Annotated in this window: 25 protein-coding genes; 17 read left to right on the top strand and 8 right to left on the bottom strand. The window is 67.1% G+C overall.

Annotated features, from left to right (window positions below; all coding sequences use genetic code 11):
• Window positions 1-615, top strand: a 615-nt coding sequence (locus tag FCU40_RS08575) for an anhydro-N-acetylmuramic acid kinase (protein ID WP_175582067.1), incomplete at its 5' end; no start/stop codon positions are given.
• A 140-nt stretch (window positions 616-755) separates the two neighbouring features.
• Here FCU40_RS08575 and FCU40_RS08570 read toward each other — a convergent pair.
• Together FCU40_RS08570 and FCU40_RS08565 are read right to left on the bottom strand one after the other, a co-directional pair.
• Window positions 756-2,051, bottom strand: a complete 1,296-nt coding sequence (locus FCU40_RS08570; protein ID WP_168074367.1) for an FAD-dependent oxidoreductase — start codon at window positions 2,049-2,051, stop codon at window positions 756-758.
• A gap of 138 nt (window positions 2,052-2,189) precedes the next feature.
• Entirely contained in the window at window positions 2,190-2,840 is a 651-nt protein-coding gene (locus tag FCU40_RS08565; RefSeq protein WP_004615265.1) for an alpha/beta hydrolase, read from the bottom strand.
• A gap of 180 nt (window positions 2,841-3,020) precedes the next feature.
• On the opposite strand from FCU40_RS08565, the gene FCU40_RS08560 reads away from it, so the two are divergent.
• Genes FCU40_RS08560 through FCU40_RS08515 form a run of 10 tightly spaced genes read left to right on the top strand, consistent with a single transcriptional unit; the run spans window position 3,021 to window position 10,468 of the window.
• A complete protein-coding gene (locus tag FCU40_RS08560) occupies window positions 3,021-3,482 on the top strand; it encodes an Rrf2 family transcriptional regulator (RefSeq protein ID WP_004615266.1) in 462 nt (153 codons plus the stop codon).
• Complete coding sequence (locus tag FCU40_RS08555; protein WP_168074366.1) at window positions 3,479-4,618, top strand: cysteine desulfurase family protein; 1,140 nt, start codon at window positions 3,479-3,481, stop codon at window positions 4,616-4,618. Before FCU40_RS08560 ends, FCU40_RS08555 begins: the two co-directional genes overlap by 4 nt.
• Window positions 4,618-6,087 (top strand): Fe-S cluster assembly protein SufB, encoded by a 1,470-nt coding sequence (gene sufB / locus FCU40_RS08550; RefSeq protein WP_168074365.1) that lies wholly within the window; start codon window positions 4,618-4,620, stop codon window positions 6,085-6,087. Before FCU40_RS08555 ends, sufB begins: the two co-directional genes overlap by 1 nt.
• On the top strand, window positions 6,084-6,443 hold the full coding sequence (locus FCU40_RS23090; RefSeq protein ID WP_175582066.1) for a hypothetical protein: 360 nt from the start codon (window positions 6,084-6,086) through the stop codon (window positions 6,441-6,443). The genes sufB and FCU40_RS23090 overlap by 4 nt, the downstream gene beginning before the upstream one ends.
• A 10-nt stretch (window positions 6,444-6,453) precedes the next feature.
• On the top strand, window positions 6,454-7,203 hold the full coding sequence (gene sufC, locus FCU40_RS08540; RefSeq protein ID WP_168074364.1) for a Fe-S cluster assembly ATPase SufC: 750 nt from the start codon (window positions 6,454-6,456) through the stop codon (window positions 7,201-7,203).
• On the top strand, window positions 7,200-8,228 hold the full coding sequence (gene sufD / locus FCU40_RS08535) for a Fe-S cluster assembly protein SufD (protein WP_168074363.1): 1,029 nt from the start codon (window positions 7,200-7,202) through the stop codon (window positions 8,226-8,228). Before sufC ends, sufD begins: the two co-directional genes overlap by 4 nt.
• Complete coding sequence (locus FCU40_RS08530) at window positions 8,225-9,493, top strand: cysteine desulfurase (RefSeq protein WP_241693573.1); 1,269 nt, start codon at window positions 8,225-8,227, stop codon at window positions 9,491-9,493. The genes sufD and FCU40_RS08530 overlap by 4 nt, the downstream gene beginning before the upstream one ends.
• A gap of 8 nt (window positions 9,494-9,501) precedes the next feature.
• On the top strand, window positions 9,502-9,861 hold the full coding sequence (locus FCU40_RS08525) for an SUF system Fe-S cluster assembly protein (RefSeq protein WP_004615274.1): 360 nt from the start codon (window positions 9,502-9,504) through the stop codon (window positions 9,859-9,861).
• A 14-nt stretch (window positions 9,862-9,875) separates the two neighbouring features.
• Window positions 9,876-10,268, top strand: a complete 393-nt coding sequence (locus tag FCU40_RS08520) for an iron-sulfur cluster assembly accessory protein (RefSeq protein WP_168074359.1) — start codon at window positions 9,876-9,878, stop codon at window positions 10,266-10,268.
• Window positions 10,268-10,468: a hypothetical protein gene (locus FCU40_RS08515; RefSeq protein WP_168074357.1), complete on the top strand. Its 201-nt coding sequence runs from the start codon at window positions 10,268-10,270 to the stop codon at window positions 10,466-10,468. Before FCU40_RS08520 ends, FCU40_RS08515 begins: the two co-directional genes overlap by 1 nt.
• A 19-nt stretch (window positions 10,469-10,487) precedes the next feature.
• Here FCU40_RS08515 and FCU40_RS08510 read toward each other — a convergent pair whose 3' ends face one another.
• Window positions 10,488-11,288: a lysophospholipid acyltransferase family protein gene (locus FCU40_RS08510; RefSeq protein ID WP_168074355.1), complete on the bottom strand. Its 801-nt coding sequence runs from the start codon at window positions 11,286-11,288 to the stop codon at window positions 10,488-10,490.
• 11 nt (window positions 11,289-11,299) lie between these two features.
• A complete protein-coding gene (locus tag FCU40_RS08505; RefSeq protein WP_168074353.1) occupies window positions 11,300-11,860 on the bottom strand; it encodes a TetR/AcrR family transcriptional regulator in 561 nt (186 codons plus the stop codon).
• A 100-nt stretch (window positions 11,861-11,960) separates the two neighbouring features.
• On the opposite strand from FCU40_RS08505, the gene FCU40_RS08500 reads away from it, so the two are divergent.
• Genes FCU40_RS08500 through FCU40_RS08490 form a run of 3 tightly spaced genes read left to right on the top strand, consistent with a single transcriptional unit; the run spans window position 11,961 to window position 13,741 of the window.
• Complete coding sequence (locus FCU40_RS08500) at window positions 11,961-12,932, top strand: glycosyltransferase family 9 protein (RefSeq protein ID WP_168074351.1); 972 nt, start codon at window positions 11,961-11,963, stop codon at window positions 12,930-12,932.
• Window positions 12,933-13,337, top strand: a complete 405-nt coding sequence (locus FCU40_RS08495) for a DUF6165 family protein (RefSeq protein WP_168074349.1) — start codon at window positions 12,933-12,935, stop codon at window positions 13,335-13,337.
• Window positions 13,334-13,741 (top strand): ACT domain-containing protein, encoded by a 408-nt coding sequence (locus tag FCU40_RS08490; RefSeq protein ID WP_168074368.1) that lies wholly within the window; start codon window positions 13,334-13,336, stop codon window positions 13,739-13,741. Before FCU40_RS08495 ends, FCU40_RS08490 begins: the two co-directional genes overlap by 4 nt.
• Here the strand turns inward: FCU40_RS08490 and FCU40_RS08485 are convergent.
• On the bottom strand, window positions 13,728-14,543 hold the full coding sequence (locus tag FCU40_RS08485) for an enoyl-CoA hydratase/isomerase (protein ID WP_168074347.1): 816 nt from the start codon (window positions 14,541-14,543) through the stop codon (window positions 13,728-13,730). The genes FCU40_RS08490 and FCU40_RS08485 overlap by 14 nt on opposite strands.
• Before the next feature lie 133 nt (window positions 14,544-14,676).
• Window positions 14,677-15,738, bottom strand: coding sequence for a GGDEF domain-containing protein (locus tag FCU40_RS08480; RefSeq protein WP_168074345.1), 1,062 nt, complete (start codon window positions 15,736-15,738; stop codon window positions 14,677-14,679).
• A 194-nt stretch (window positions 15,739-15,932) separates the two neighbouring features.
• Between FCU40_RS08480 and FCU40_RS08475 the strand changes: the two genes are divergently transcribed.
• The gene (locus tag FCU40_RS08475; RefSeq protein WP_168074334.1) at window positions 15,933-17,390 is read left to right on the top strand and encodes a coniferyl aldehyde dehydrogenase; all 1,458 of its coding nucleotides are present in this window, start codon (window positions 15,933-15,935) and stop codon (window positions 17,388-17,390) included.
• 94 nt (window positions 17,391-17,484) lie between these two features.
• Here the strand turns inward: FCU40_RS08475 and FCU40_RS08470 are convergent, their stop codons facing one another.
• Window positions 17,485-19,035, bottom strand: a complete 1,551-nt coding sequence (locus FCU40_RS08470) for a DEAD/DEAH box helicase (protein ID WP_168074332.1) — start codon at window positions 19,033-19,035, stop codon at window positions 17,485-17,487.
• 221 nt (window positions 19,036-19,256) lie between these two features.
• Between FCU40_RS08470 and FCU40_RS08465 the strand changes: the two genes are divergently transcribed.
• Together FCU40_RS08465 and mfd are read left to right on the top strand one after the other, a co-directional pair.
• The gene (locus FCU40_RS08465) at window positions 19,257-19,550 is read left to right on the top strand and encodes a succinate dehydrogenase assembly factor 2 (RefSeq protein WP_168074330.1); all 294 of its coding nucleotides are present in this window, start codon (window positions 19,257-19,259) and stop codon (window positions 19,548-19,550) included.
• Window positions 19,551-19,571: 21 nt separating this feature from the next.
• Complete coding sequence (gene mfd, locus FCU40_RS08460) at window positions 19,572-23,039, top strand: transcription-repair coupling factor (RefSeq protein WP_168074328.1); 3,468 nt, start codon at window positions 19,572-19,574, stop codon at window positions 23,037-23,039.
• A 49-nt stretch (window positions 23,040-23,088) separates the two neighbouring features.
• Here the strand turns inward: mfd and FCU40_RS08455 are convergent, their stop codons facing one another.
• Complete coding sequence (locus FCU40_RS08455; RefSeq protein WP_004615291.1) at window positions 23,089-24,204, bottom strand: beta-ketoacyl-ACP synthase III; 1,116 nt, start codon at window positions 24,202-24,204, stop codon at window positions 23,089-23,091.
• Window positions 24,205-24,326 lie beyond the last annotated feature (122 nt).

Raw genomic sequence — 24,326 nt, 5'->3', positions numbered from 1 at the left:
TCGGGCCTAGCCGCGCCGGTCGCGGCGCTGAACGTGGGCGGGGTGGCCAACATCACCCTGATCGGCTCGGGCGGCGAACTCTTGGCCTTCGACACCGGTCCCGGCAACGGCATGATCGACCTGATGCTGCAGGGGCGGGGGCTGGGGCGTTTCGACGAGGATGGCCGGCTGGCCGCCGCCGGGCGCGTCGACGAGGCGGCGCTGAAGGCCCTGCTGGCGAGCCCCTATTTCGACGCGCCGGTTCCCAAGTCGCTCGACCGCTACGACTTCTCGCTGGACCCGGTGGCCCATCTGTCGCCGGAGGACGCGGCGGCGACCCTGGTCGCCTTCACGGCGGAGGGCGTGTTCCGCGCCTTCTCGCACGGCGGCGAGACGCCCAGCGCCTTGATCGTCTGCGGCGGCGGGCGACACAACCCGATGATCATGCGGACCTTGGCCGAGCGGGCGCCGGTCCCGGTCGACACGGCCGAGGCGCACGGCTGGCGCGGCGACAGCATAGAGGCCGAGGCCTTCGCCTATCTGGCCGCCCGGACGGCGAAGGGCTTGCCGATCAGCTTCCCCGGCACCACGGGCGTGAAGGCGCCGATGACAGGCGGGCGGATCGTTCAGCCTTAATGGATCTCGCCCTAGAGCGTGATAGCCGAAAGTGTGAGCGGTTTCGGCGGTTATCACGCTCTGAATGTTTGATTTAGAGCCTTATTTTTCCGCTCGAATGATTCCATTCGAGCGGATAAGGCTCTAGGAGCTGGGGGCAGTTAGTGCAGCTTCAACCGTCCCGACACGCGCTGTTGCAGCAGCCGCGCGATGGCCAGGGTCGCCGTGCGGCCGACGCCCAGGATCGCCCGGTGGTGGTCGAGGTGCAGCGACATATAGGCCCACTTGGCCAACAAACCCTCGATGAAGAAGTTCGGCCCGCCCAGACCGCCCATCAGCGCGCCCACGCCCTTGTTATCGCCCAGCGACACCAGAGAGCCGAAGTCGCGATAGACGAACGGCGTCTGGACATGACCTTGGCGCAGTCGCGCGATCAGGACCCGTTCCAGATAGCTGGCCTGCTGGTGCGCGGCCTGGGCGCGGGCGGGAACGGTCTTACCGTCCTTCCAGGGCGCCGCCGCGCAATCGCCCAGAGCCCAGATGTCGGGCGAGGAGGTCTCAAGCCGATCATTGACCACGAACTGGTTGCCGCGATTGGTCTCCAGGCCGAAGCCTCGATTCGCCTCGGCCGCCTTGACGCCCGCCGCCCAGACGATCAGGTCGGCGAGGACGTCGCCCCGGCTGGTCTCCAGCCGGTCGGCGTGGACGGCGAGCACCTTGGCGTCCGTCTTCACCGCCACGCCCTTGCGCTCAAGCGCGAGCTTGGCTTTGTCGGCGATCTCCGGGGGCAGGCCGCCCAAAATTCGCTCAGCGGCCTCGACCACCGTGATGTCCAGCCGGAAGCGTTGCTCGTCGCCAAGGCTGCCCAATAACTCCCGGTGCGCCTCGATCAGTTCGGCCGAGAGTTCGACGCCCGTGGCGCCGCCGCCGACAATGGCCACGCGCATGATCTTGTCGGCCGAGAACGAAGCCCTGGTGAAGGCGGCCAGCAGCCGCGCGTGGAAAACCTCGGCGTCTTCGGTGCGCTCCAGCAGATAGGCTTGCTCCGCGCCGGGCGTACCGAACAGGTTCGAACCCGAGCCGATCGCCAGCACGCCATAGGTGAAGGTGATGGTCCGCTCGGGCGCCAGGACCTGGCCGCCCTGGTCGGTGATCGCCTTCAGGGTCAGACGCTTGGCGCCTGGATCGAAGGTCGCGAGCTCGCCGAGCAGGAAGTTGAAGCCATTCGATCGGCCCAGGATAGAATACGACACGCCCTCCTGATGGACGTCCAAAGTGCCGGCCGCCACCTCGTGCAGGGTCGGCTTCCAGATGTGAAAGCTGGAGCGATCGATCAGGAGCACCCTGCGCTTGCCCCCATGGGATGCAATGCGTCGGCCTCCTAGGCGACGGCCCAGCCGCGACGCCAGTTCCAGCCCGCCGGCGCCCCCGCCGACGATGACGATGTCGTAATGCATCACGCGCCCTTGATATTCATCAATTGATGAAAAATAGGTTCGTGACCAGTGTTACGCCAGCGGCGCCGTCACGCCAGTGACGCAACGTCGCACCGCCTTATGGAAAAGGCCTCCCGAAAGGAGGCCTTGCCCAGCTGTCTAGATCGGATTTTCCGCCAAGCGCTTGTCGAGATAGTCGCTGACGCTTTTCTCGACGCTGGGCAGGTGCTCGGCCCAAAAGTGGGTGGCCTTGTCGATGACCTCGTAGTCGATCGTGATGCCCTTCTGGGTGCGCAGCTTGGTGACCACGCGCTCCACCTCGACCGGCGGGGTGATGGTGTCGGCCGAGCCGGTCAGGAACAGGCCCGAGGCCGGGCAGGGGGCCAGGAAGCTGAAGTCGTACATATTGGTCGGCGGCGACACCGAGATAAAGCCGTCCGTCTCGGGTCGGCGCATCAGCAGTTGCATCCCGATATAGGCGCCGAAATCGAAGCCGGCGACCCAGGTCTGGCTGGCGGCCGGATTCGAGGTCTGCAGCCAGTCCAGCGCGGTGGCGGCGTCGGCCAGTTCGCCGATGCCGGCGTCGAACTCGCCCTGGCTGCGGCCGACGCCGCGGAAGTTGAAGCGCAGAGTCGCGAAGCCGCGCTTCATGAACAGGTGATACAGCTGAACCGACACCGGGTGGTTCATGTGACCGCCGGCCTTGGGATGCGGGTGCAGGATCAGCGCGATGGGCGCCGTTTCGGTCTTGCCCGGAGAATAGCGACCCTCGATCCGCCCGGACGCGCCGGTCAAAATCACATCAGGCATGTGGTCCCCTTCCGCTGGCGACGGTCCGCGTCCGGCCTTTTTGAGACTCGGAATACTTGACCGCCGCGCTTGGTCTTCCTAAATCGCCAACGCGTAGCGGGCCACCGAGCCCGCGCGCGAAGTCGCGGCTTGTAGCACACGCAAAAGCCGATGCGCGCGGAATCTGCAAGGGGTAAGGCGATGCGCCTGAGCACCAAGGGGCGATACGCGGTCATGGCGATGACCGACCTGGCCAAGCGCCAGGACGAAAGCGAGGGCCGCGCCGTGGCCCTGGCCGAGATCGCCGCGCGCCAGCAGATTTCGCTTTCCTATCTCGAACAGCTTTTCGCCCGCCTGCGCCGCAAGGGGCTGGTGATCAGCGCGCGCGGCCCGGGCGGCGGCTACCGACTCGCCAAGGCCTCCGCCGAGACCTTCATCGCCGACATCGTGTTGGCGGTCGACGAGCCGCTGCGGGCCACCCGCTGCAACTTCACCAAGGGCCAGGCCAAGGGCTGCATGGCCGGCGGCGAGCGCTGCATGACGCATAATCTCTGGGAAGAGATGGGCCGGCAGATCCACGGCTACCTGGCCAGCGTCTCGGTGGCCGACGTGCTGGCGGGCGAACTGCGTCCAGCGCGCCCGATGGAGATCGCGGCCGAGTGAACGCCTCCCGCACATCGGTCTATCTCGACTACAACGCCACGGCGCCCCTGCGGCCGGAGGCGAAGGACGCGCTGCTGCGCGCCCTCGAGAGCCCGGCCAATCCCTCGTCGGTCCACGCCGCCGGCCGCGCCGCCCGCGACCTCGTCGAGCGCGCCCGCGCCGAGGTCGCCGCCTTGGTCGGCGTGCCGGCCGGCTCGATCACCTTCGTCAGCGGCGGCACCGAGGCCAACGCCCTGGCCATCGAGAGCGCCAAGGCCGCGGGCGTCGAGCGGATCATCATCTCCGCGATCGAGCACGACGCGGTGACCGAGACGGCCAAGGTATCGGGCCCGCCGGTCGACATTCTGCCTGTGGATAAGCGCGGCATCGCCGATCTCGACTGGCTGGCGCAAGCGCTTGAAAAGCCGGGCAAGACCCTCGTCTGTCTGATGCTGGCCAACAACGAGACCGGCGTCATCCAGCCTGTGGATAAGGCCTCTGCCCTGGTGCGCGCCCACGATGGCTGGTTGCATGTCGACGCCGTCCAGGCCGCCGGCAAGATCGCCATCGACTTCTCCGGCCTCGGCGCCGACACCATGGCGCTTTCGGCGCACAAGCTGGGCGGACCGCAGGGCGTGGGCGCGCTGGTCGCCGGAACCCGCGCCACCGTCACCCGCCGCCTGCACGGCGGCGGTCAAGAGCGCGGCCGCCGGGCCGGCACCGAGAACGTCGCCGGGATCGCCGCCTTCGGCGCGGCGGCCAAGGCGGCGCGGGAAGGCCTTGCCTCGATGGCCGAACAGGCCCAATGGCGCGACGCCCTGGCCGAGCGGCTGAAGGCGGCTGGCGCGGTCGTGCTTGGCGAAGGCGCCGATCGCCTGCCGCAAACCCTGTGTTTCGCCGGCGAGGGCTTTGGCTCCGAGGTCCAGGTCATGAACATGGATCTGGCCGGCGTCATGGTCAGCGCCGGCAGCGCCTGCTCGTCGGGCAAGGTCAAGGCCAGCCGCGTGGTGGAAGCCATGGGCCGGGCTGATCTCGCCCCGTTCGCCCTGCGTGTCAGCGGCGGTTGGGCGAGCACGGAAGACGATTGGATCAAGTGCGGCGACGCCTGGCTCGCCGCCTGGAAGCGTATCGGCGCCCGGCGCCGGGAGGTGGCTTAGTGGCCGCGGTCAAAGAAACTGTCGAAACCGTCGCCGCGCTCGAGAAGTACGAGCACGGCTTTACGACCGAAATCGACCAGGAGTTTGCCCCCAAGGGCCTCTCCGAGGACATCGTGCGCTTCATCTCGGCCAAGAAGGACGAGCCGGAATGGATGCTGGAATGGCGGCTTGACGCCTATCGCCGCTGGCTGGCGATGGACGAGCCCGACTGGGCCAAGGTCAGCTATCCGCCGATCGACTACCAGGATGCGTATTACTACGCTGCGCCCAAGACCAAGGAGGGGCCCAAGAGTCTGGACGAGGTCGATCCGGAGCTGCTGGCCGTCTACGAAAAGCTCGGCATCCCCTTGAAGGAGCAGGCGGTTCTGGCCGGCGTCGAGGGCGCGCCGCGCTACGCCGTCGACGCCGTGTTCGACAGCGTCAGCGTCGTGACGACCTTCAAGAAGGAGCTGGCCCAGGCCGGCGTCATCTTCTGCTCGATGAGCGAGGCGATCCGCGAGCATCCCGAACTGGTCCGCCAGTATCTGGGCAGCGTGGTGCCGACCTCGGACAACTATTTCGCTTGTCTCAACAGCGCGGTCTTCTCGGACGGCAGTTTCGTCTACGTCCCGCCGGGCGTGCGCTGCCCGATGGAGCTGTCGACCTACTTCCGGATCAACGCCAAGGATTCCGGCCAGTTCGAGCGCACCCTGATCATCGCCGACAAGGGCGCCTACGTCTCGTACCTGGAAGGCTGCACGGCGCCGATGCGCGACGAGAACCAGCTGCACGCGGCGGTGGTCGAGCTGGTCCTGCTGGACGACGCCGAGATCAAATACTCGACCGTCCAGAACTGGTACCCGGGCGATCCGGAGACTGGCAAGGGCGGCATCTATAACTTCGTGACCAAGCGCGCCGACTGCCGCGGCGATCGCTCCAAGGTGTCGTGGACCCAGGTCGAGACCGGCTCGGCCATCACCTGGAAGTATCCGTCCTGCGTGCTACGCGGCGAGGGCAGCTCGGGCGAGTTCTATTCGATCGCCGTGACCAACGGCCACCAGCAGGCCGACACCGGCACCAAGATGATCCACCTGGGCGCCAACACCCGCTCACGGATCGTCGCCAAGGGCATCAGCGCCGGCAAGTCGACCTCGACCTATCGCGGCCTGGTCTCGGCCCACCCCAAGGCCAAGGGCGCGCGCAACTTCACCCAGTGCGACAGCCTGCTGATCGGCAAGGACTGCGCGGCTCACACCGTGCCCTACATCGAGGCCCGCAACGGCCAGTCGGTGTTAGAGCACGAGGCCACCACCACGCGCCTGTCCGATGACCAGCTGTTCTACTGCCAGCAGCGCGGCCTTTCGCAGGAGGAAGCCGTGGCCCTGCTGGTCAACGGCTTCGTCAAGGACGTGCTGCAGCAACTGCCCATGGAATTCGCTGTAGAGGCTCAGAAGCTCGTGGCGATCAGCCTGGAAGGGAGCGTGGGGTGAAGTTCGACCTCCGAGCAGCGCACAGGCATGCAACGAGCAATCGCGAAGCGATTGGCGCAAGCAATGTTTGCGGCTGTTTCTACTGCTGCTTGAGCTATCCAGCCGCGAATGTCAGCCGCTTTCTAGCCGAAGAACACACCGCTCTGTGCCCGGAGTGCACTATCGATAGTGTTATCGGTGACGTCTCGGGATTGCCCGTCGCAGATAGGGAATTCCTCGTCGCGATGCATGACGTTTGGTTCGCCGGCATCGAAATCCCAGAGCTCGATTCCGAAAGTTCCGCTCCGCAGTCGTCTGGCCTGAATCGTTCGTCCGAGGCGGCGTTCGACAGGTTGGATCGCCGGTTCATACCGTAGAAGAAGATCCATGCTTAAGATCCAGAACCTTCACGCCCGCGTCGAGGACAAGCCGATCCTGAAGGGCGTCACGCTGGACGTACCGGCCGGCGAGGTCCACGCGATCATGGGCCCGAATGGCGCCGGCAAGTCGACCTTGTCCTACGTGCTGACCGGCCGCGACGGCTATGAGGTCACGGAAGGGGCGGCGACGCTCAACGGCGAGGACCTGCTGGCGCTGGAGCCGAACGAGCGAGCGGCCAAGGGCCTGTTCCTGTCGTTCCAATATCCCCTGGAAATTCCGGGCGTTCCGGCCCTGACCTTCATCCGCACCGCCCTCAACGCCCAGCGCCGCGCGCGCGGCGAGGACGAGATCGCCGCCCCGGCCTTCCTGAAGCTGGCCAAGGAAAAGGCCGCGGCGCTGAAGATCGACTTCGAGATGCTCAAGCGCGGCCTGAACGTCGGCTTCTCGGGCGGCGAGAAGAAGCGGATGGAAATCTTCCAGATGTCTATGCTTTCGCCGAAGTTCCTCATCCTCGACGAGACCGACAGCGGCCTCGACATCGACGCCCTGAAGATCGTCTCTGAAGGCGTCAACGCCCTGCGCTCGCCCGAGCGTGGGATGCTGGTCATCACCCACTACCAGCGCCTCTTGGACCACATCAAACCCGACAAGGTGCACGTGCTGGCCGCCGGCCGCATCGTCGCCTCGGGTGGTCCGGAACTGGCCCTGCGGCTGGAAGCCGAAGGCTACGACCGCATCGTGGGAGCGGCGGCTTGACCCTTTCGACCGCCCTCAAGACCGGCGACCTCTCGGCGCTGCCGTCGCGGCGCGATGAGGACTGGCGCTGGACCGACCTGCGGGGCCTCTTGAAGACGCTGCCGCCGGTCGCGCCGGCCCATGACGGTGATGTTCCGGCCGGTCCGTTCGCGGGTCAGGCCGACGCCGAGACCGTGTTCGTCAACGGTCGGCGCGTGGCGGGCTCCGACGCCGCTTCGGGCGTCGTGGCCCTGCGCTTCGTCGCCCTGGCCGACAAGGCCTCGCAGGGCGCCAGCCACGCCCTGGTCGTGGAGCCTGGCGAGAGCCTCGTCCTGCTCGAAAGCCACGAAGGTCGCGCCGCCGGCTATGTCTCCGACGTCGCGCTCGACATCGCCGTGGGCGAGGGCGCTTCGCTGGAGCGGATCGTGCTGGTCGATGACGAGGCCGAGGCGGTCAACGTCGTCACCGCCGAGGTCGCTCTGGCCCCCGGCTCCAGGTTCGCCCAGACGGTCCTGACTTCAGGCGCGCGCCGCCAGCGGATCGAGACCCGCGTCCGCCACCCCGGCGCGCACGCCGAGGTTCGCCTGGACGGGGCCTATCTGCTGGACGCCCAGCGCCACGCCGACCTGACCAGCGTCGTGACCCATGGCGGCCTCGACGGCGTCACCAGCCAGCTGACCAAGGGCATGGTCACCGACCAGGCGCGCGGCGTCTTCCAAGGGCGGATCGTCGTCGAGAAGGGCGCCGACCAGACCGACGCGCGGATGGGCCATCACGCGCTCATCCTGTCCGACAAGGCCGAGATCGACGCCAAGCCGGAGCTGCTGATCTTCGCCGACGACGTCTCCTGCGCCCACGGCAACACGATCGGCGCCCTGGACGACGAGGTTCTGTTCTATGCCGAGCAGCGCGGCATCCCCGAGGCCGAGGCCAAGGCCATGCTGACCGTGGCCTTCGTCGGCGAGGTGATCGAGCGGATCGAACACGAGGGCGCGCGCGACGTCGCCGCCGCCTGGGTCGCCCGCAAGCTGGGGAGCGAGGCATGACCAGCGCCGCGCTGACACCCCCATCCCCAACCCCTTCCACGCAAGGGGGAAGGGGCTTGGACGTCGCCGCGATCCGCGCTCAGTTCCCGATCCTGGCGCGAGAAGTCCACGGCAAGCCGTTGATCTATCTCGACAGCGCCGCCAGCGCCCAGAAGCCCGACGCGGTGTTGGACGCGATGATGGGCCTGGCGCGGACCTCCTACGCCAACGTCCATCGCGGCCTGCACACGCTGGCCAACGAAACGACCGAAGCCTATGAAAAAGCTCGGGAAACCGTGGCGCGCTTCATCAACGCCGACCGCGACGAAATCGTCTGGACCAAGAGCGCGACCGAGGCGGTGAACCTAGTCGCCAGCTCGTTCGGCCTAGGCCTGAACGCCGGCGACGAGATCGTGCTCTCGGAGATGGAGCACCACGCCAACATCGTGCCGTGGCACTTCCTGCGCGAGCGCAAGGGCGTGGTCCTGAAGTTCATCCCGGTGCTGGACGACGGGTGTCTCGACATGGAGGCCTACAAGGGCCTGTTGTCGGACAAGACCAAGATGGTCGCCGTCACCCACATGTCGAACGTGCTTGGCACGGTCAACGACGTGGCCGAGATCGTCCGCCTGGCCCACGCGGCCGGCGCGCCGGTGCTGCTGGACGGCTGCCAGGGCGTGGTTCACGCCAAGGTCGACGTCAAAGCCCTGGACGTCGATTTCTACGTCTTCTCCGGCCACAAGCTGTACGGCCCGACCGGCATCGGCGTGCTCTATGGCAAGGCCGAGCGCCTGGCGGCCCTGCCGCCGTACCAGGGCGGCGGCGAGATGATCGGCTCGGTTTCGCTCGACAAGATCACCTATGCCGACCCGCCGCACCGCTTCGAGGCCGGCACCCCCGCGATCCTGGAGGCCGTGGGCCTGGGCGCGGCGATCGAGTGGCTGAACGGCCTGGACCGCGACGCGATCTTCGCCCACGAGCACGCCCTCTACGAACGCGTCGCCGAGCGCCTGCGCGGCGTCAACGGCGTGCGGATCCTTGGCGAGGCTCCCGGCAAGGGCGCGGTGCTGTCCTTCACGGTGGAGGGCGCCCACGCCCACGATATCGCCCAGGTGCTGGACCGCTACGGCGTCGCCGTGCGCGCCGGGACCCACTGCGCCGAGCCCTTGATGCGCCGTTTCGGGGTCACCTCGAGCGCCCGCGCCTCGTTCGCCCTATATAACACCGAGGCCGAGGCTGACGCGTTCGTGGACGCGCTGGCCAAGGCCCGCAGTTTCTTCAGTTGAGCCGCTTCATGACCGACGCCGCCGCCGCTCCCGAACCCGCTTCGGCCCTCTCGCAAGACGAGCTGAACCGGCTGACCGACCAGCTGATCGAGAAGCTGAAGACGGTCTACGACCCGGAAATCCCGGTCGACATCTATGAGCTGGGCTTGATCTACAAGGTCGACGTCTCGGACGACAGGGACGTGGCCATCGAGATGACCCTGACCGCTCCGGGCTGCCCGGTGGCCGGCGAGATGCCCGGCTGGGTCAAGGATGCCGTCATGGAGATCCCGGGCCTGAAGTCCTGCGCCGTCGACCTCGTCTTCGATCCGCCGTGGGACGCCTCGCGCATGAGCGACGAGGCCAAGCTGCAGTTGAATATGTTCTGATCGGTTCGAACGCCATGGAAGCCGCCGTCTCGCCCCGTCCCCGCCGCCCGCGCCCGAAGGTCGTCACCCTGACCGACGCCGCGGCCGCGCGCGTCAAGGAGATCATGGCCAAGGCCGACAAGCCTTACGTGGGCCTGCGCGTGGGCGTGAAGAACGGCGGCTGCGCCGGCCAGGAGTACGTGTTCGAATACGCTGAGGAGAAGGGGCCGATCGACGAGGTCGTCGAGGACAAGGGCGTCACCATCCTGATCGAGCCGAAGGCGGTGCTGTTCCTGATCGGCACCGAGATCGACTACGAGGTGACCAAGCTGTCCTCGAAGTTCGTGTTCCACAATCCCAACGAAACCGACGCCTGCGGCTGCGGCGAGAGCGTGACGATCCAGCCGGCGGCCGAGGTTCAGGACTGATGCTCGCGAGAACCCCCGCCTGCGTCGAATGCGGTCTGCCGTGGGGCGCGCCGAGCTTCAAGCACGAGGACGAGGCGCCGCTCTATTGGTCGGATACCGGCCTGCTGTGCTCAAGCGGCTGCGCCCAGACCCACTTCGGCAAGCGGCGGGCCGAGGGGACGTTCGTGGCGATCCCGGCGGAGTGTCCGGTCGAGGTTTGAGCCGGGCGAAACCTTCTCCCTAGGGGATAGGCTTCGCTGTAACGGCCTTCGTTTCCATCGGCACGTTCTTCCGCCCATCCCATTCCACCAGCACCGACTCCCGCGCGGGCGCGCCGTGCGCCTCCGCGATCAGTTCGTTGGTGCGTGTCTCGATCACCGACTCCAGCAGCCGCATGAAGTCTTCCTTCTCAAGACCCTGAGGCAGGGGCGGCAGGAACGCGACGGTGGCCACGCCGGGAGTCTTTTGCTTTTCCGTTTGCCGCCAGAAGCACCCCAGGTTCGTCGCTACTGGCACGACCGGCAGGCCGAAGTCCTTGCTCATGTGATAGACGCCCGTCCGGTAGCGGAACCGCTCGCCGGGCGCGGCCAGGTGGCCTTCGGGATAGATCAGGATGCGCCGACCCTCGGCCGCGACCTGGGCCGCGCTCTTGGACAGGGCTTCGCGCGCCTCCGGACCGCCGCAGCTGTCGACGACGATGGCGCCGAACTTCTTAAGGATCGCGCCGACCAACGGGAACTTCTCCAGGTGATCGCCAGTGACGAACGAGAGGTTGTCCACGTGAGCGAACATCACGAAGCCGTCGCCCCAGCTATGATGCTTGGCGGCGATGATGCACGGGCCGGCGGGTAGGTTCTCCTGGCCCTTCAGCTGGACCTTCACGCCCGCGAGGCGATCTAGCGCCCAGAGCATCCGGCGACTGTAGAGCCGCAGCGTGAAGGTCACCGCCTCGCGTCCCGGCGCCAGCGCGGCGAGGGCGGCCGACAGGCCGTAGAAGATCGACAGGACCCAGTAATAGGCGTTGAACAGCGCGCTGCGCATTGTGTCCGATCCTAGCGAGCGAAGAGCACGGCCTGGACGGCCGCCGTCATGAGCGAAGCATGAGCCGAGAGGGCGTCGTCGCCCAGGCGGCCATAAGCTTTGTTTTGGGCGGTCTGGGTGATCACGCCGATGGCCATGGCGGCCAGTATGCGCGGGTCGCCCGGCGGCAGCTCGGCATTGATCATGGCGCGCTTGATCACGTTTTCGACCAAGGTGACGGGGTCGCGACCATCCTCCTGATAGTAGGGTAGGAAGTGGTTCAGCTGCAAAAGGTGGAACGAGAACAGCAGCCAGTCCTCGTCGGCTACCGCGCAATAGGCCTTCACCAGCGCCATGGCCTTGGCCTTGATCCCGTCGACGGCGGCGGCTTCGTCCTCGATCAGTCGCGAGAGCCGCCGATGACAATCCATGAACAGGCCGACGGCCAGCGCGTCCTTGCTCTTCCAGTGGCGATAGATCGCGCCCTCCGAGACGCCCGCGCGGGCGGCGATCGTCTTGGTCGTGGTCGCGTCGACGCCGTCGGCGACGAAGGCTTCGAGGGCGGCGCGTTCGATGCGGGACTTGGCGCTCATGAGACAAGCATCGCGCCGTGTTCTGGAAATGCAAGTGAGTAATCACTTACATTTTCGTGATCAACATTGACCCGGCGCGGCCGGGCGGCGACACACGGCCATGGTCCAGACGGTTTTGATCTATTCGATGGGCGAGGTGATCGGCGACGGCCTGATCAAGCTGCCCTTCATCGCCGGTTTGCGGGCGGCGTTCCCCGATGCGCGGATCACTTGGTGCGCCGCCAAGGGCGAGACCATCTACGCGGGGCCGCTGAAGGGCGCGATCCAGGGCTATATCGACGAGGTGATCTTGGAGGGCGCGAACGGCGCTAGCGTGCTCGACAGCCTGCCTTGGTCCAGGCCGTTTGGCGGTCGTAAGTTCGACCTCGTCATCGACACCCAGGAGAACCTGCGGCGCGGCGGCGTCGCCCGGCGCGGCGCGGCGGGGCGTTTCGTATCGGCGGCGCGGCAGGCGCGGAGCCAAGATTGGCCAGTGGCGGTAACTGACCGCCTGGCGCGACTGCTGGCGCTGGCCACGGACGGGCAGGGCGCGCCGAGGCCCCTGGCGCTGACCCATCCCGACGCCCTGAAGGCCGCCGAGATCCTGCTGCCGGCCGGTCAGACCTATGTCGGCCTCGCGCCCGGCGCGGGCGGTCAGGACAAGCGCTGGCCGCTTGAGAACTATCTCGACTTGGCGCGTCGGATCATCGCCAAGGGCTGGACGCCGGTGTTCTTCTTCGGGCCCGACGAGGCCGAGGACGCGGCGATCGCCGCGCGCGAGGTCCCGCAGGCGCCGCAGCCCGAACGCAATCGCACCGACGGCCTGCCGGTGAAGGGCCCGCTGCTGGTCATCGCCCTGGCCGGACGTCTAGCGGCTGGTGTCGCCAATGACGCCGGCCCTGGCCACATGCTGGCCGCCGGCGGCGCGCCCTTGCTCTCCTTGCAACAGGACCGCCGCAAAGCCGTGAAGTTCCGCCCCGCCGCCGCGCGGCTTGAGATGCTGGTCGCGGAGGACTACGGAAGCGGCATGGGCGCCCTGCCGACCAACGCGGTCTGGGCGGCTCTCGAAAAGTTGGTGTCCGGAGCGTCCTGAATGTCCATCCTCGCGCCGATCTCGGCGGGCGAACTGGTCGACAAGATCACCATCCTGCGGGTGAAGGCCGAGCGGATCGGCGATCCGGCCAAGGAGGCCAATGTCCGCAAGGAGCTGGCCCTGCTGGAAGCCACGGCCCGCGAGCACCTGCCCGATACCGCGGAGATCGCCCGCCTGACCGCCGAGCTGACCGACGTCAACGCCGCGCTCTGGGACATCGAGGACGGCAAGCGCGACTGCGAGCGCCGCCAAGACTTCGGCCCGGACTTCGTGGCCCTGGCCCGCCGCGTCTACATCGACAACGACAAGCGCGCGGCGATCAAGCGCGCGATCAACGAGGCCGCCGGCTCCGAGATCGTCGAGGAGAAGAGCTACAAGCCGTATCTCCAGGCGTCGAAAGACTGATGCAAGTCGTTCGCGGCGCTCGGGAAATGGTCGCCGGCATGACGCCCGAGCTTAAGAACGGAGTCTATGTCTTCTGCGCCGCCGGTGATCGGGATTGGTGGGCTTTGGAGCCGTTGGCGATGTTTCGCGAAGCCGAGGGTGTCAGCCTGATCCTGGAAGCCGAAGCGGCGAGGTCAGCGGGCTTCTCCGTCGACGCGCCGATGGCGATGATCACCCTGAACGTCTATTCCGCCCTCGACGGCGTCGGCCTGACCGCCGCCGTGGCGACCGCGCTGGCCGAGGCCGGGATCGCCTGCAACATGGTCGCGGCGCTGAACCACGACCATGTCTTCGTGCCAGCCGAGCGCGCGGCGGAGGCCCTGGCGGCGCTCAGGGCCTTGCAGGCTTCGGCTACCGTCCCTTGAACGCCGCCGCGCGCTTCTGCAGGAAGGCGCTGACGCCTTCGAGGAAGTCCTCGGTCTTGCCGGCGAACTTCTGGGCCTTGCGTTCGGCGTGCAGCTGGCCGGTCCAGTCGGCGTCCAGGCTGTCCCACACGAGCTTGCGGATCGCGCCTAGCGCCGCCGGGCCCCGCGCCAGCTCCTGGGCGATCGCCGTCGCCGCGCCGATCAGCTCTTCGTCGGGAACGCAGCGATTAACGAGGCCCCATTGCAGAGCGGTGGCGGCGGGAATCTTGTCGCCCAACAGCATCATTTCCATGGCTCGCGCCTTGCCGATCAGGCGCGGCAGCAGATAGGTCGAGCCGCCGTCGGGGACGAGGCCGATGCGGCGGAAGGCCTGCAAGAAATAGGCGCTCTCGGCCGCCACGATCATGTCGCCCATCAGGGCGATCGAGCAGCCGACGCCGGCCGCCGGACCGTTCACCGCCGTCACGATCGGCAACGGGAAGTCCCGCAACAGCGTCATCAGCGGATTATAGGTGTTCTCCAGCGCCGAGCCGGCGTCCGGCTTACCGTCGACGTCCAGTTCGCGGCCGGCCGCGCCGCCGCCCGACAGGTTCGCGCCGGAGCAGAAGCCGCGGCCCTCGCCGGTCAGGATGACGGCGCGCGCCTCGACCTTGCCGGCGGCGATCGACGAGAAGGCGTGGATCAGCTCGCGAGCGATCTCCAGGCTGGCGGCGTTCAGCGTCGCCGGATCGGCGAGGGTGACCGTGGCGACGCCGCCTTCGGTCGAGACGCGGATCTTTTGATAGTCCCCATGGGCGGTCATGACGCGGGCTCCCTAAGTTCTTTGGGGAGACTCTAGGCGCCTTTGCCGCTTGGGAAGGCTAGCGGAATCTTTAAAAAGCAAACGCCGCCGATCCTTCGATCGACGGCGCTCGGCGGTCTTTTGATGAATGGCGTCAGGCGGCGTTCGCCGATGCGGGCGAGGTTTCGGCCGAGGTGACGCGGTTGCGGCCGCCGCGCTTGGAGGCATAAAGCGCCGCGTCGGCGCGTTCCATGATCGAGTGGCCGCTTTCGCCCGGCTTACGCTCGGCGAAGCCCGACGAGATGGTGATCGCGCCCAGGTCCTCGTTGGTCGAGCGACGCTTGAGCATCCGAGAGGAAACCTCGACGCGAATTTCCTCGAGGGTGTTGGAGACGGCCTTGGCGGTTTCGCGCGGGAAGATCATCGCGAACTCCTCGCCGCCGTAGCGGGCCGCGAAGCGCGGCGGGGCGGCGACGCGGCCGATGACCGACGCGACATAGCGAATGACCTGATCGCCGGTCTGGTGGCCCCAGGTGTCGTTGAAGCCTTTGAAATGGTCGATGTCGAGCACGGCCAAACAGATCGTCGTGCCGCTTTCGTCAGCCTCCTGGCAGGCGCGGTCCAGTTCTTCGTCGAACGCTTTGCGATTGGCCAGATTGGTCAGGCCGTCGGTCGTCGCGTCGCGGCGGACCTGTTCGAGGTGCTCGCGCAGGCGCTCGACCTCCGAGGTCGATTCGGCCAGGCGCGCTTCGAGCGACCGGTTTTCCTTGGCGACGCGCCGGGTGGCTTCGGCGAGGCCGCCGACCAGGTTCTTGATGGCTTCGACGTCGGTGGTCTTGTCCAGGGTCTTGCTGGCGCCGGCCAATTCCTTGCCGAAAGCCGCGTTGGACTTCTGGGCGTTCTGGATAGCCTTGGAGACGGCTTCCAGTTCCTTGGACAGGATGTCGCCCGCGTCGCGGATCTGCTGGTTCAGTCTGGCCTTGGGCAGATAGGTGGCGGCCAGTTCCTCGGAGACCAGCTCGGTCATCGGTTCGCCGAGGGAAATCAGACGGGTCAGTTCGCGGGCTAGGGCGCCCTCGGGATCGGCCACATAGTGCGTCCACAGCTCGAAGTTCAATGCCGTTGGCCAGACCTGATGGCGTTCCATCAGTTCCAAAGCGCGCGAGGCGATCTTGTAGGCTTCTGGACCGCGTAGCGTGGTTTCGACGTCCGACATGTCTTCTTCCCTGGTCGACGCGGCCCCCTGCGGCGACGCCGATCACTTGGAGCGCGAGCATAGGCCCTAGAGTTCTTACGAGCCGTTAAGAACGAACGCCGTTCGCTTGCGCGATGACCTAGTCTCGCGCATGGTGAACGCTGATAAGGTGAGCCTCGCGCCGACAGGGCGGGCCGCGGGAGGAGCGACAGATCATGAACGCACCGGTTAATCTGACTTTGGACGCTCACAAGGCGCTCATGGACGACGTCTTGCGGAGGCAAAAGGCCGCGCACCTGCGCGACGGTCCGCCCAGCGCGGAGAAGCGGATCGACTGGCTGAACCGCTGTATCGACCTCCTTGTCGGGCATCAGGCGGAGATCGCCAAGGCGGTCAACGCCGATTTCGGGGCGCGCTCGGCCGACGCCACGGCTCTGACGGACGTGGCCGGGTCGATCGGCCCGCTGAAGTTCGCCCGCGACAACCTCGCCAAGTGGATGAAGCCCGAGAAGCGCAAGACGACCCCGGCGATCCTGGGCCTGTTCGGCGCGAAGGCTCAAATCCAGTACCAGCCCAAGGGCGTGGTCGGGGTGATCAGTCCGTGGAACTTTCCGGTCAACCTGACCTTCGCCCCTCTCGCCGGCGTCTTCGCGGCCGGAAACCGGGCGATGATCAAGCCATCGGAGTTCACGCCCGCCACCTCGGACCTGCTCAAGGCGATGTTCGCCAAGGCTTTTTCCGAGGAGGAGGTCGCGGTCTTCGTCGGTGGACCCGAAGTGGGTCAAGCCTTCTCGGGCCTGGCCTTCGATCACCTGGTTTTCACCGGGGCGACCTCCGTGGCCAAGCACGTGATGCGAGCGGCGGCCGAGAACCTGGTGCCGGTGACGCTGGAATTGGGCGGCAAGAGTCCGGTGATCCTGTCGCGCGGCGCCGACATGGCCACGGCTGCGGCGCGGATCATGAACGGCAAGACCCTGAACGCCGGCCAGATCTGCCTGGCGCCCGACTATGTGTTCGCGCCCCAGGATCAGGTCGAGACCTTCATCGAGGAGGCCAAGGCCGCCGTCGGCCGCTATTTCCCGACCATCAAGGACAATCCCGACTACACCGCCGTGGTCGCCCAGCGCCACTACGACCGCGTGAAGGGCTATGTCGATGACGCTCGCGCCAAGGGCGCTCGCATCGTCGAGATCAATCCGGCCGGCGAGGACCTGTCGCAGCAGGAGCACCGCAAGATCGCCCCGACCCTGATCCTGGACCCCACCGACGATATGAAGGTGATGCAGGAGGAGATCTTCGGACCCGTCCTGCCGGTGAAGACCTACAAGTCCGTCGACGAGGCCGTCGACTATGTGAACGCCCATGAGCGGCCGCTGGCGCTCTACTGGTTCGGGACCGACGAGGCCGAGAAGGATCGGGTGCTGGCGCGCACCACCAGCGGCGGCGTGACGGTCAACGACGTCATCTTCCACGTCGCCCAGGAGGAGCTGCCCTTCGGCGGCATCGGTCCGGCCGGCATGGGCGCCTATCACGGCCACGACGGCTTCCTCGAATTCAGCCACAAGAAGGCGGTGTTCCAGCAACTGAAGAAGGACATCGCGCCGATGCTGGCGCTGCGTCCGCCTTATGGTGAAGGCATCCGCAAATATTTGGCGGGTCAGATCAAGCGGTAGCGTCGAGGCCCCGGCCCAGCGCGCGCTGAGCGGAACATGAAAAAGGCGCCGGATGATCGTCCGGCGCCTTTGACGTTCGTGGGGCTGGAGAGCCTCAGTTGTCGGTATTGGCCTTCGCGACGCCCGGCGTGGGGCGGGCCAGGAAAGCCGGGATGTCGGCGCCGAAGCCGACCACGCGGCGATCGTCGTCGTCGCGGTCCCGGACCGGTTGGACGCCGCGCACGGGACGTTCGGGGCGCTCGGGACGGGCGGCGCGCGGTTCGGCCTCGATCGGGGTCGGAGCGACCGTTCTCGGCTCGCGCGGCTCGCGGTCGCGGCGCGGCCTGCGTTCGCGGACCGGACGCTCCTCAAGAGCTTCCGGCGCGTCGGCGGCGACTTCGGTGGGCGTCTCGGCGGCGTCCTCGGAGCGCCCGCGACGGCCGCGGCCGCCACGTTCTTCCCGGTCGCCGCGATCACGGCCGCCGCGCTTGCGATCGCGGTCGCCCTCGCGCTTGACCGTGACGGCGTTCGAGTAGTCGAGATCCAGCTTCTCTTCCTCGGGCGTCGAGCCGATCAGCTTGATGACCTTGTCGAAGCCCTTGTCGTCGGACGGCGTCACCAGCATGTAGGCTTCGCCGGTGCGGCCAGCGCGGCCCGTGCGGCCGATCCGGTGCACATAGTCGTCGGCGTGGTGCGGGACGTCGTAGTTGAAGACGTGGCTGACCGCCGGAATATCCAGGCCGCGCGCGGCGACGTCGGAGGCCACCAGGATTTTCAGCGCGCCCGAACGGAAGTCCGCGAGGGTCTTCATCCGCTGGGTCTGGTCGAGGTCGCCATGGATCGGGGCGGCGTCGAAACCGTGCACCTTCAGCGACTTGGCGACGATGTCGACCTCGGTCTTGCGGTTGCAGAAGACGATGCCGGTCTCGATGCCGGCCTTCTCGATCAACGCCCGCAGAGCCAGTCGCTTGGCCTTGGGATCGGAGGAGGGCACCTTGACCAGGCGCTGGGTGATGTTGGCGTTGGTCGTCGCCGGGCGAGCCACCTCGATCCGGACCGGGTCGCGCAGGAACTGCTTGGTCAGGCGGGTGATTTCCGGCGGCATGGTCGCCGAGAAGAACAGGGTCTGCTTCTTCGGCGGCGTCAGCTTGAAGATGCGCTCGATGTCGGGGATGAAGCCCATGTCGAGCATCCGGTCGGCCTCGTCGACCACCATCATCTGCACGCCGGTCATCAGGAGCTTGCCGCGCTCGAAGTGGTCGAGCAGGCGGCCGGGCGTGGCGATCAGCACGTCGACGCCGCGGTCCAGCTTCTTTTCCTGGTCGCCGAACGAGACGCCGCCGATCAGCAGCGCCCAAGAGAGCTTGGTGCCCTTGGCGTATTTCTCGAAGCTGGCGGCGACCTGGTCGGCCAGTTCGCGGGTCGGGGCGATGACCAGGGCGCGCGGCATGCGGGCCTTGGCGCGGCCCGAGGCGAGGCGATCGACCATCGGAAGGGTGAAGGCGGCGGTCTTGCCGGTGCCCGTCTGGGCGATGCCGAGGACGTCCTGGCCCGCGAGGGCGACCGGAATGGCCTGGGCTTGAATGGGGGTCGCGGTGGTATAGCCGGTGTCGGCGACCGCCTGCAGGGTCGTGGGCGAAAGCCCGAGGTCGGAAAATTCGGTCATTACACGCTGGTCTGATCCGGAGCCGCCCGTGCTTGGGCGAGCGGGCGGCGCGGATTCGCCAGACCTGCTCCGAAGTTGGGGATAAATAGGCCGAAAGTCGGCAAAGTCAATCTCCACAAGGCGATAGGGGGTATTCGGAGCTTTGCTCGGAACGACTGTCCGGACCTGAAAACGCCGTGGCGCTGGCGCCGCGTCGATGCTCGCTCTATATCCGCCGACACATGAGCATCGACCACGACTCCCGCCTCCGGCGCCTTCGGTTCCGCGCCTGGCATCGCGGTTTCCGGGAAGCGGACCTGATCCTAGGGCCGTTCGCGGACATCCATGGCCCGAGCCTGACGCCCGAGCAGTTCGACACCTTGGAAACCCTGCTGGAACAGTCGGACCGCGAGATCTACGCCTGGATCGTCGGCCAGGAACCCACGCCCGAACGGTTCGAGACGGACGTCATGGCGATGATCCGCGCGTTCAGGTTCCAGGCGCACGCCGCGCGCCCCGCCGGCGACGGCGCCTGACCCTTTAGATCAAGAGACCCGATGGCCTACGACGCCAAACAGATCGCCAAGGCCGCCGGCGGCCTGACCCTCGCCGGCGCGCCGGAAGGCTTCGACGCGCTGGTGATGGCCGACATCGCCCGGGCGCGGGGCGGCCTGACCGCGTTCGTGGCCCGCGACACCGCGCGCGCCAACGCGTTCGTCGACGCCCTGAAGTTTTTCGCGCCCGAGATCGAGGCCGTGCCGATGCCGTCGTGGGACTGCCTTCCCTATGACCGCATTGGCCCGTCGTCGGGCGTCTCGGCCACGCGGATGGCGACCTTGTCGCGCCTGGCCAGAGGCCTGGGCGACGGCAAGCCGGCCATGCTGGTCATCGCCGCGCCAGCGTTGTTGCAGCGCGTGCCGACGAAGGATGTGCTGCTGCGCGCCAGCTATAGCGCCAAGGTTGGCGCCGTGGTCGATATCAAGGACCTTGAGCGCTATTTCGCCGTCAACGGCTACGCCCGCGCCTCCACCGTCTCCGAGCGGGGCGAGTTCGCGATCCGCGGCGGCGTCATCGACGTCTATCCGCCGGCCGCCGAGGAGCCCGTTCGCCTCGACCTGTTCGGCGACACGCTGGAAAGCATCCGAGCCTTCGATCCCGAGACCCAACGCTCGACCAAGCAACTGACCGAGATCAATCTCCTTCCGGTCAGCGAGGCTTTGCTGGACGCCGACGGCATCTCGCGGTTCCGCAAGGGCTATGTCGCCGAGTTCGGCGCGCCGGGCGACGATCCCTTGTACGCCACCGTCAGCGAGGGCGGCCGTCGCGCCGGGTTGGAGCACTGGCTGCCGCTGTTCTACGAGCGGATGGCCAGCCTGTTCGACTATCTGCCGGCCGGCGCCCTGATCGGCGTCGACCACCAGGCGACCGAGGCGCGGGACGAGCGCCTGTCGATGATCCTGGACGCCTATGAGGCGCGGTCGCAGGCCGATCGCAAATCCTCGTACCGCCCTCTGCCGCCCGAGGCGCTGTATCTGACGGTGGAGGAGTGGGAGCGGGAGATCGCCGATCGCCCGAACCGTCGCTTCACGCCGTTCCAGCCGCAGGGGCTGGACGTCGTCGACATGGGCGCGAAGCTGGGCCGGGTCTTCGCCGCCGAACGCGCCCAGGACAGCGTCAACCTGTTCGAGGCCACCGCGGCCCACGCCCGCGATCTCGCGGGCAGAGGAAAACGCGTGCTGTTCGCCTCGTGGTCCGAGGGCTCGTCCGAGCGCCTGGGGACCATGCTGGGCGATCATGGTCTGAAGAAGATCCCGTATGCCGGCTACTGGCAGGCGGCCAAGGCCAATGACCCCAAGGTTCCGCAGCGGGTCGTGCTGCCGCTGGACCACGGCTTCGAGACCGACAGCCTGGCGGTCATTTCAGAGACCGACATCCTGGGCGACCGCCTGGCGCGGCCGCGCAAGAAGCGCCGCGCCGCCAACTTCCTGGCCGAGGCTTCGGCGCTGACGCCGGGCGATCTGGTCGTCCACATCGATCACGGCATCGGCCGCTACGAGGGCCTGAAGACGCTCGACGTGCAGGGCGCGCCACACGACTGCCTGGACCTGCTCTACGGCGGCGAGGCCAAGCTCTATCTGCCGGTCGAGAATATCGACCTCCTGACCCGTTACGGCGCGGCCGACGCCGACAACGTCCAGCTGGACAAGCTGGGCGGCGCGGCCTGGCAGGGGCGCAAGGCCAAGGCGCGCGAGCGTCTGCGGGTCATGGCCGAGGGCCTGATCCAGATCGCCGCCGCGCGCCAACTCAAGCATGTCGAGGAGACCGATCCGCCGTCGGGCGTGTTCGACGAGTTCTGCGCCCGCTTCCCCTACGAGGAGACGGACGACCAGCTGAACGCCATCCACGACGTGCTGGAGGACTTGGCGTCCGGCAAGCCGATGGATCGCCTGATCTGCGGGGACGTCGGCTTTGGCAAGACCGAGGTGGCGCTCCGCGCGGCCTTCGTGGTGGCGATGAGCGGCAAGCAGGTGGCCGTGGTCTGCCCAACGACCCTCTTGGCCCGCCAGCACTACAAGACCTTCAAGGACCGTTTCCAGGGCTGGCCCGTGAAGGTCACGCGTCTGTCGCGCCTGGTCACCGGCAAGGAAGCCGCCGACACCCGCGCCGGCTTGGCCGACGGCAGCCTGGAGATCGTGGTCGGCACCCACGCCATTCTGTCCAAACAGGTGTCGTTCAAGGACCTGGGCCTGGTCATCGTCGACGAGGAGCAGCACTTCGGCGTCAAGCACAAGGAGAAGCTCAAGGAGCTTCGCGCCGACGTGCACATGCTGACCCTGACCGCCACGCCGATCCCGCGCACCCTGCAAATGGCGCTGTCGGGCATCCGGGAGATGTCGATCATCGCCACGCCGCCGGTCGATCGCCTGGCGGTGCGCACCTACATCAGCCCGTTCGATCCTGTGACGCTGCGCGAAGCCCTGCTGCGCGAGAAGTACCGTGGCGGCCAGTCCTACTACGTGGTGCCGCGCATCAAGGACCTGGAGGACATCGAGAAGTTCCTGCGCGTCCATGTGCCGGAAGTGAAGTACGTCGTCGGCCATGGCCAGATGGCGGCCACCCAGCTGGAAGACGTGATGACGGCCTTCTACGAGGGCCAGTACGACGTGCTTCTTGCGACGACGATCGTGGAAAGCGGGCTGGATATTCCCTCGGCCAACACGCTGATCGTCCACCGCGCCGACATGTTCGGCCTGGCCCAGCTCTACCAGATCCGGGGCCGGGTCGGCCGCTCCAAGGCGCGCGCCTACGCCTATCTGACCACGCCGGTCGAGAAGTCGCTGACCCTGTCGGCGGAAAAGCGCCTGCAGGTGCTGCAGTCGCTGGACAGCCTGGGCGCCGGCTTCCAGCTGGCCAGCCACGATCTCGACCAACGCGGCGGCGGCAACCTTCTGGGCGACGAGCAAAGCGGCCATATCAAGGAGATCGGGGTCGAGCTCTATCAGCAGATGCTGGAGGACGCGGTCGCGGAGCTGAAGCAGCGGCAGGGCCAGGAAGCCCTGCTGGAAGACCGGGGCTGGTCGCCGCAGATCAATACCGGCGCGGCCGTGATGATCCCGGACGACTATGTGCCCGACCTGAATGTGCGCCTGTCGCTCTATCGCCGTCTGTCGGAAGCCGAGCAGGCCGCCGACCGCGAGGCCCTGGCCGCCGAGATGATCGATCGCTTCGGCCCGCTGCCGCCCGAGACCGACTCGTTGCTCAAGGTCGTGGCGATCAAGGGGCTATGCCGCGAGGCTAATGTCGCCAAGATCGACGTCGGTCCCAAGGGCGCGGTCGTGGCCTTCCGCAACGACGAATTCGCCAACCCGCTGGCGCTGGTTCAGTTCGTGGCCAAGAACAGCCTGATCTGGAAGGCGCGGCCCGACCAGAAGGTCGTGGTCAAGGGCGAGTGGGACACGCCGGCCCAGCGGCTCGACGCGGCCGAGAAGATCCTGACCGCGCTGTCCAAGCTGGCCAAGGCCTGAGCCCGAACGCCTTCCATCGGTGTCGCGCCGATGGAAGGCTTGGGCCCCTCTAGCGCTTGCGCACGAATACCGTGCCGGCCGAATAGCCCGCGCCGAAGCTGCAGATCAGGCCGGTTTCGCCGGCGGCGAAATCGTCATTGGCCGAATGGAAGGCGATGATCGAGCCGGCCGAGCTGGTATTGGCGTACTCGTCCAGGATGATCACGTTCTCGCCAGGAGCGGGGTCGCGGCCCAGCACCTTGCGACCGATCATCTCGTTCATGTTGATATTGGCCTGGTGCAGCCACAGGCGCTTCAGGCCGGTCGGGTCGACGCCCAGGTCGGCGGCGTGTTCGATGATCATCTCGCTGACCATCGGCACGACCTCGCGGAACACCTTCCGGCCTTCCTGGACGAACAGCTTGTCCTTGGCGCCGACGCCTTCCGGCGCGGCGCGGTTCAGGAAGCCGAAGTTGTTGCGGATATTGTTGGAGAACACGGTCTTCAGGCGCGTGCCCAGGATTTCCCAGCCGCCCTTGGCCAGGTCCGCGTCCTCGACGATCACCGCCGTGGCCACGTCGCCGAAGATGAAATGGCTGTCGCGGTCCTTGAAGTTCAGGTGGCCCGAGCAGATCTCGGGATTGACCATCAGCACGGCCTTGGCGCTGCCGGTGGCGACGAAGTCGGCGGCGGTCTTGATGCCGAAGGTGGCCGACGAACAGGCCACGTTCATGTCGAAGGCGAAGCCGTCGATGCCCAGCGCCTGCTGCACCTCGATGGCCATGGCCGGATAGGGGCGCTGCATGTTCGAGGCCGCGCAGATCACCGCGCCGATCTCGGACACGGGCTTGCCCCAGCGGGCGATGGCGTCCTTGGCCGCCTCGACCGCCATTTCGGCGAGGATGGAAATCTCCTCGTTGGGACGCTCGGGAATGATCGGACGCATGACCTCCGGATCGACGATGCCGTCCTTGTTCATCACGAAGCGCGCCTTGATGCCGGAGGCCTTCTCGATGAACTCGGGCGAGGAGGGGGCCAGGGCGACCACCTCGCCGGCCGCGATGGCCTCGGCGTTGGCGGCGTTGAAGCGCTCGACGAAGGTGTTGAAGGCCTCGACCAGCTCGGCGTTCGAAATGCTGTGAGGCGGGGTGTACAGCCCCGTGGCGGCGATGACGGCTTGCGGCAAGGCGACGGTCCCGATGATGCGCGCGGGCCTAGGAGCCCGCGTTCTGACGTTTGTTTGACCCGTAGATAGCATGGATGGCGGCACCGTCATCCCCGTGGCTTTGGGGCCTCGACACGCAATGG

Source organism: Caulobacter sp. SSI4214 (genome assembly GCF_012184455.1).
Taxonomy (GTDB): domain Bacteria; phylum Pseudomonadota; class Alphaproteobacteria; order Caulobacterales; family Caulobacteraceae; genus Caulobacter; species Caulobacter vibrioides_E.
The sequence above is the reverse complement of the archived record's forward strand: the minus strand, read 5'-3'. Positions and strand labels throughout refer to the sequence as shown.

Excerpts from the sequence above, each read along its gene's own strand:
- FCU40_RS08530 (WP_241693573.1), top strand. The coding sequence starts at position 8,225 with ATGACCAGCGCCGCGCTGACACCCCCATCCCCAACCCCTTCCACGCAA.
- FCU40_RS08510 (WP_168074355.1), bottom strand. The coding sequence starts at position 11,288 with ATGCGCAGCGCGCTGTTCAACGCCTATTACTGGGTCCTGTCGATCTTC.
- FCU40_RS08525 (WP_004615274.1), top strand. The coding sequence starts at position 9,502 with ATGACCGACGCCGCCGCCGCTCCCGAACCCGCTTCGGCCCTCTCGCAA.
- FCU40_RS08520 (WP_168074359.1), top strand. The coding sequence starts at position 9,876 with ATGGAAGCCGCCGTCTCGCCCCGTCCCCGCCGCCCGCGCCCGAAGGTC.
- FCU40_RS08480 (WP_168074345.1), bottom strand. The coding sequence starts at position 15,738 with ATGTCGGACGTCGAAACCACGCTACGCGGTCCAGAAGCCTACAAGATC.
- FCU40_RS08495 (WP_168074349.1), top strand. The coding sequence starts at position 12,933 with ATGTCCATCCTCGCGCCGATCTCGGCGGGCGAACTGGTCGACAAGATC.
- FCU40_RS08515 (WP_168074357.1), top strand. The coding sequence starts at position 10,268 with ATGCTCGCGAGAACCCCCGCCTGCGTCGAATGCGGTCTGCCGTGGGGC.
- mfd (WP_168074328.1), top strand. The coding sequence starts at position 19,572 with ATGGCCTACGACGCCAAACAGATCGCCAAGGCCGCCGGCGGCCTGACC.
- FCU40_RS08560 (WP_004615266.1), top strand. The coding sequence starts at position 3,021 with ATGCGCCTGAGCACCAAGGGGCGATACGCGGTCATGGCGATGACCGAC.
- FCU40_RS08570 (WP_168074367.1), bottom strand. The coding sequence starts at position 2,051 with ATGCATTACGACATCGTCATCGTCGGCGGGGGCGCCGGCGGGCTGGAA.
- FCU40_RS08475 (WP_168074334.1), top strand. The coding sequence starts at position 15,933 with ATGAACGCACCGGTTAATCTGACTTTGGACGCTCACAAGGCGCTCATG.
- FCU40_RS08505 (WP_168074353.1), bottom strand. The coding sequence starts at position 11,860 with ATGAGCGCCAAGTCCCGCATCGAACGCGCCGCCCTCGAAGCCTTCGTC.
- FCU40_RS08465 (WP_168074330.1), top strand. The coding sequence starts at position 19,257 with ATGAGCATCGACCACGACTCCCGCCTCCGGCGCCTTCGGTTCCGCGCC.
- FCU40_RS08485 (WP_168074347.1), bottom strand. The coding sequence starts at position 14,543 with ATGACCGCCCATGGGGACTATCAAAAGATCCGCGTCTCGACCGAAGGC.
- FCU40_RS08565 (WP_004615265.1), bottom strand. The coding sequence starts at position 2,840 with ATGCCTGATGTGATTTTGACCGGCGCGTCCGGGCGGATCGAGGGTCGC.
- FCU40_RS08500 (WP_168074351.1), top strand. The coding sequence starts at position 11,961 with ATGGTCCAGACGGTTTTGATCTATTCGATGGGCGAGGTGATCGGCGAC.
- sufC (WP_168074364.1), top strand. The coding sequence starts at position 6,454 with ATGCTTAAGATCCAGAACCTTCACGCCCGCGTCGAGGACAAGCCGATC.
- FCU40_RS08470 (WP_168074332.1), bottom strand. The coding sequence starts at position 19,035 with ATGACCGAATTTTCCGACCTCGGGCTTTCGCCCACGACCCTGCAGGCG.